This is a genomic window from Microcoleus sp. F10-B2 (assembly GCF_036704965.1).
Lineage (GTDB): Bacteria > Cyanobacteriota > Cyanobacteriia > Cyanobacteriales > Microcoleaceae > Microcoleus.
The window spans coordinates 23,700-29,825 of the sequence record NZ_JAUBTB010000087.1 but is presented as its reverse complement, the minus strand read 5'-3'; the positions used below and the strand labels follow the sequence as shown (position 1 = coordinate 29,825).

Below are 6,126 nucleotides of genomic sequence, written 5' to 3'. Positions count from 1 at the left end.
GTTCTATCATGTAGCGCAGGGCGAAAAATTTTGGCTCATATCATACTTTTAACCATTTACAAAACCGGGATGCTCCCAGTGCAAAGTCCAGTTGTGAGTGAGGAAACTTTAAAAATTTATGGACAGACTGAAACGGACTTGCAATGCTGTATCAGCCATCCGCTACAGACAGGACTTTTCAAGGCAAGCGTTGTTTTTTTGGACGCTTGCTACACAAACGCCAAACTCTAACTTAACTGCTTGTAGCGAAGTATACGCTTGATTGTGGTTATAAGTCCCTCTAAAGAATTATTTGTAGATTCTCCTGAAGACAGATGATAGCAGCGACCAAGGTAAATAACATACAAAGTGTACAGAGCTATTAGGTAATCTAAAGGCATAATTTAAAAGCAGTCTATTTGCCCCTTACAGGAAAGACATTCGACTTACCCACTTGCCCAAGCTAAACAAAGTGGCAGTATGTGGTGTACTCTTGTGCCTTACTTCAGGTTAATGACTGCTTGATATTTGATACTTAATTAAGTTTACCTAATTTCTTGTTTCTCTGTTCTACCTGTCAGACTCTATTTACCCTGTTGTTATAAATCCCTCTCAATAATTGTTTGTAGATTATCCTGAAGGCGGAGGATAGCAGCGACCAAGGGAAATAACATCAAATTCTACAGAGTTATTGGGGAATCTCAAGCCTGAATTAAAAGCATTCTATTTGCGCATTATAGGACATACATTCGGCTTAGGCACTTGCCAAAGTTGAACAAAGTTGCAGTAGGTCGCGTACTCTTGTGCCTAACTTCAGGTTAATGACCAATTGAGCTTTGATTCTTAATTAGGTTTACCTGATTTTTTGTTTTTCTGCTCTATCTGTCACACCCTAATTACCATCTGGTAATACGCTTCTTTGTAGATGGCGCAAAGGATACCCGAAATTTTCGCAGTTTGAGACATTTGTGTTGCTTGTAGGTCATTGGGTATACCCAGACTGACCATTTTTCATTTTACCTTATCAAACTTATTTAAGAAGTCTCATGGTTAACTTACTCAGACCGCCCAGTGTTTCTTCAAGTTCTCGCTTCGGTACTGTAACTGGTTTGTGGAGGCAACAGTCTCTTTACGACAGGAGGGCGCTTAAGACTGGTATCGTCCATTTCGGGCCAGGTCGTTTTTTTAGGGGCCACCTCGCCTGCATAATACATAACTATCTTGCACAGAAGGGGTTTCAAGAGCAGAGATGGGGGATTTGTGGGGTTAGCCTCAAGAGTCAACAGACCATTGCTAGGTTGAAACCGCAGAGATTCCTTTACACTTTGACCAAACACTCTAGTTGCGCTCAAAATCGCGAGGAAGCGGAAGTTATAGGTTCTATTAGGGAAATAGTTAATGGTAGAGAGAAGTGCGAGTATGTGCTTGAAAAGATGGCGTCTCCCTCTGTGCATCTGGTGACTCTGACAATTACTCAAGGAGGGTACCATCTAGACAAGAATTTTAACCTCGACACAGCGAATGAAGACATCGCGCACGATCTGCAAAATCCTTCCGCTCCAACAACTGCAATTGGCTTTATAGTAGAGGCGCTACGCCGACGACGCGATCGCTCAATGACACCGTTCACCACCCTTTCTTGCGACAACCTCCCAAGAAACGGGGAAATCCTGCGAAAAGCAGTGCTAGCTTACGCTGACCCGATCGATCCTCAGCTTGCAGAATACATCAGGGATAACGCCACGTTCCCTAATTCAGTGGTAGACAGGATTGTGCCTCAAGAGCAAGAATCCGACTATAACTACCCCAGCCGACTGTTGCAAGTTCGCGATCGCGCACCCATTGTAACCGAACCATTTTGGCAGTTTGTCGTGGAAGACAACTTCACAGGCGATCGACCCAAGTGGGAAGATACGGGAGTGATTATGACTAGCGACATCACTCCCTTTTTGTATATGAAGTCGAGATTCTTGAATGCAGTACACTCTTTCATAGCCTGCTTAGCTGTAAGAGCAGGTATAGAGTATATGCACGAGGCGATCGCCCTACCGGAATTCCAGTTGTTTACTCGGCTTCTCATGGAAGATATAGCGGCAGCAACACCAGTGCCTCGCGAGATGTGCGAACAATATACGGAGCAGGTGTTACTAAGGCTCAGTAACGAGGATCTTCCCGATACTACTGAGAGAATCTCTTCAGAAACCTGTAGGAAATTAGGCAAGTATATATTCCCGATACTTCAGGATGCTTATAACCTAAAAGTCAGCATGAAGCGGATTGTACTTCCCGTTGCGGCGTGGCTGCTTGCAGTCAGAGAAGAGGCGTGCGAGTCTGGTCAACCCTATTATGCCAAGGATAGCCAAAGCGCAATTACAGCGATTCAAGAAGGCGCAGTAATTAGCGGGATTCTGGGATTGGAGAATTGCGAACAGACAGAGGTCGTAGATAATGAATGCCAACAAGCTTTGCGAGATATCCAGACCCACGGACTATTGGCTGCGCTTAAGAATTACAGTGAGGGAGGCGTTTTGAATGAAACCGTTTCAGCATGATTTGGTGGTGCTTTTCGATCATGACGGAACTGTCGTTGATAGTGAAACCATAGCACTTGAGAGCGCATGGAGGCTGACAAATGAAGTGGCTCGCGAGTTCCCTGGCGCTCAACACTATGAGCTTGAGGAGTTTGTTAAAAGCTTCGCCGGGAAACCTTACAGGGAAATACTCAAGAAGATATATCCAGACTCATTAACTACTCTTAATGAGCGAGATATTGACAGGCTAGTGGCTGAGGAAGAAAAGAGAGCGATTGAACGGCTTAGTGTAGAGGCAAAAGCTACTGAAGGAACGCCCGAAGTGCTGTCTTACCTGCGCGACGACGGATTTAAATATGCGCTTGTAAGTAACAGCAGCTTACAGCGGCTGAGTGCTTGCCTTACTTCTGCAGCCGTGACCGACTATTTCCCCAGCGAGCAGATATTTAGCGCTCACGACTCTCTCCCCGTTCCGCGACCCAAGCCGCTTCCTGACATCTATCTACACGCAGTGAAGTGTCTGGACGCTGAAGTTTCGGGTTGCGCGGCTGTTGAAGATTCTATCAGTGGGATAAGGGCTGCCGTTGCTGCTGGAATTGGGCGGATTATCGGTTATGTAGGGGGAACTCATGTCAGCGAGGACGAACGAAAAAGCCGTGCAGAAGCTCTTAAGTCGGCTGGTGCCGAGCAAGTTATTGAGCGGATGCACGATCTGATTGAGCTATTGAAATGACCGTAAAAGGAGGGGTGAAAAATCAGCTTTTGCCAAGAATAGCTTGGGTGACAACTTCGTCGGCGATCGGTTTTGCGATCGACTTGCCATGCAGACTCGCCAAAATTGACTCCACCTTTTTTACCCATTTTGCAATACTGAGAATCAGCCCTCATCACAAGGTCATAAATTAAGATGAACAGCAATACCAGCACCGGCTCAACAATCAAGCTGAATCAAGCATCTCTGTTTCGTTTACCTGGAAACGTGCGCGTACCCAATTACGATCGCCATAAAATTACTAATGGCATTGTGCATATTGGGGTTGGCGGATTTCATCGATCGCACCAAGCGCTTTATCTCGACGATTATTTCCATCAGCATCCTGGCAGTGATTGGGGAATCTGCGGTGTTGGATTGCTGGACTACGACTGCGACAGGCGGATGCGGGATGCGCTTCAATCCCAAGATTGTTTGTATACCTTAGTTGAGCGATCGCAAGAAGGCGATCGCGCTCGAATCATCGGTTCAATAACTCGATACCTGTTTGCACCAGACAATCGTCAAGCAGTTATTGAAGCATTAGCAGATCCCAAATGCCGAATTGTTACTCTAACGGTCACTGAAAGCGGCTACTACTACATTGAAGGAAGTGGCAATTTCGATGTAAACCACCCGACAATGCAGCACGATTTGCAACATCCCGACCAACCAATCGGGACATACGGTTTTTTGACAGCAGCACTCGAAAAGCGGCGCAAACAGGGGTTGGCACCCTTTACAGTCTTGTCCTGCGACAATATCCAGGGCAACGGCAACATGGTGCAGAAAATGCTAACGACATTTGCCGAAATGCGCGATCGAGATTTAGGAAGTTGGATTGCTGAACACGTTGCGTTTCCGAACTGCATGGTCGATCGCATTACTCCGCTGACAACCCCAGCAGATATCAAAATGGTGGCACAACAGTTTGGTATTGATGATGCGTTTCCATGCGTCGCGGAGCCTTTCATCCAGTGGGTAATCGAAGATACCTTTTGTGCAGGCAGACCCGATTGGGAATCCGTTGGCGTACAGATGGCTAATGATGTTCATCCCTACGAAATGATGAAAATTCGGCTGCTCAATGCCAGTCATATGTTGATTGGCTATCTCGGCTCTCTGGCAGGTTATACCTACGTTTATGAAGTCATGGCCGATCCCTTGTTTCAGCAAGCAGTCGCTAACCTGATGGATGAGGTGACACCAACACTCCAGCCCGTTCCTGGGATTGATTTAGACGATTATAAAAAGACTCTAATTGAACGGTTTTCCAATCCTAAAATTTGCGATCGGCTTCCGCGCTTGTGCCTGAATGGATCGGCCAAAATTCCTAAGTTTGTTTTAGGGTCGATCCGCGATAAATTACAACTTGGAGGTGCGATCGATTACCTAAGTTTGACGATTGCTGCTTGGTGTCGCTATCTCAATGGTTATGACGACCAGAACCGTCCTATCCCCATTGATGACCCCTTAGCTGATATCCTCACCGAACAAGTCCGCTCAGGTAAAACAGATCCCAGACCCTTGCTCGGCATATTTGAGATTTTTGGCGATTTAGTAGAGTCCCCACGTTTCGTCGAGACTGTTGCTGACAAGTTGAGCAGTTTGCATGAGTTTGGTGCTAAAGGAACGCTTGTCCGATCCTCGCAGGCACAGTAATGGCATTATCAACTTAAGCTGCGATTTTTAGCTTTATAGCTGTTGCCAGTTTCATTAAGACATAAACTATACAGTAGTAGTCTCACCGCAACCTGTCATGGCAAAACCTTACAGTTATCACTTGGGCCAGAAACCGATGCAAGCAATTGAAGTCGATAGTCTCCAGAAAAGCCTGTGTCAGTAATTCAGGTCAACGGAGTTGATTTGTACTACAACATTCAAGGTTCTAGCGAAAACGAGCCATTACTGCTGATAGCGGGGTTTGACAGTGACAGTTCAACTTGGGCTGCAATGATGCGATCGCTAGTTAAGCAGTATCAGGTGCTTCGTTTTGATAACCGAGGAGTTGGGCAAAGTGCAGCGCCAGACAGTCCTTACAGCATCAAACAAATGGCGGCTGATGCAGCCGCGCTGTTGGATTACTTGAGCATTTCTCAAGTCCATGTGGCAGGTCATTCAATGGGTGGACAGATTGCTCAAGAACTGGCTTTGGCATATCCCAAAAAAATCAAAAGTTTGATACTTCTCTCATCTTGGGCAAGGGGAGATGAAAAGTTTAATTCACTCATCAAATTGTTTGGCGACTTGACACAGAAATTAGAGGGAACGCTTTATCAGAGGGTTCTGTTGCCTTGGCTGTTTACCGATGCGTTTTACTCGATTCCAGAGGTAATGGAACAACTCATCACCTGGATTGAGAATCAACCATTTGCGCCGACACCTCATGGACTATATCACCAAAGCCGAGCTATTCTTGGCAGTGATACCAGCGATCGGCTGGCAAACATTCATTGCCCTACACTCGTTATGGTTGGCAAAGAAGACCTTCTTACTCCGGTCAGATTTTCGGAGCAGCTAGCTCAAGGTATTCCCAATGCTGAACTAGCTGTCCTCGAGCAAGGTGGTCACGCCTTTGTGGTAGAGTCGGCGGATACTGTAGCGAAGGTGATGCTTGATTTTCTGGCGAAGCACAGACAACGCATCCTACGATCCGCACAAGAATAACTACTGCCCAGTTGCTGGAAGCGGATGGTGCCCAAATTGTCTATCTGCCCCCCTATTCGCCTGAGATCAACCGCATTGAATGCTCGGCTTGGTTGAAAAGTCGAATTCGCAAATAGCTACGCCACTCCCATACTTTGCGCGATGCGATGGAAGCCGTTCTTAAGAGAGTGTCCTAATCTCTATGGCGACGGCTATATT

The 6,126-nt window shown here is 46.3% G+C and carries 6 protein-coding genes; all 6 read left to right on the top strand.

Features of this window, described 5'->3' with window-relative positions:
* Positions 1–231, top strand: a 231-nt coding sequence (locus QUA99_RS26030; protein ID WP_333242107.1) for a hypothetical protein, incomplete at its 5' end; no start/stop codon positions are given.
* 794 nt (positions 232–1,025) lie between these two features.
* A complete protein-coding gene (locus QUA99_RS26025) occupies positions 1,026–2,531 on the top strand; it encodes a mannitol dehydrogenase family protein (protein ID WP_333242105.1) in 1,506 nt (501 codons plus the stop codon).
* Between the two features lie 7 nt (positions 2,532–2,538).
* The gene (locus QUA99_RS26020) at positions 2,539–3,243 is read left to right on the top strand and encodes an HAD family phosphatase (RefSeq protein ID WP_333343590.1); all 705 of its coding nucleotides are present in this window, start codon (positions 2,539–2,541) and stop codon (positions 3,241–3,243) included.
* 174 nt (positions 3,244–3,417) lie between these two features.
* Positions 3,418–4,923 carry a mannitol dehydrogenase family protein gene (locus QUA99_RS26015; protein WP_333242100.1) on the top strand — a complete coding sequence of 502 codons (1,506 nt, stop codon included), beginning with the start codon at positions 3,418–3,420 and terminating at the stop codon, positions 4,921–4,923.
* A 174-nt stretch (positions 4,924–5,097) separates the two neighbouring features.
* The gene (locus tag QUA99_RS26010; RefSeq protein ID WP_333242099.1) at positions 5,098–5,928 is read left to right on the top strand and encodes an alpha/beta hydrolase; all 831 of its coding nucleotides are present in this window, start codon (positions 5,098–5,100) and stop codon (positions 5,926–5,928) included.
* An 11-nt stretch (positions 5,929–5,939) separates the two neighbouring features.
* Entirely contained in the window at positions 5,940–6,044 is a 105-nt protein-coding gene (locus QUA99_RS33265; protein WP_445251041.1) for a hypothetical protein, read from the top strand.
* The last annotated feature ends 82 nt before the right edge of the window (positions 6,045–6,126 follow it).

Excerpts from the sequence above, each read along its gene's own strand:
- QUA99_RS26025 (WP_333242105.1), top strand. The coding sequence starts at position 1,026 with ATGGTTAACTTACTCAGACCGCCCAGTGTTTCTTCAAGTTCTCGCTTC.
- QUA99_RS26015 (WP_333242100.1), top strand. The coding sequence starts at position 3,418 with ATGAACAGCAATACCAGCACCGGCTCAACAATCAAGCTGAATCAAGCA.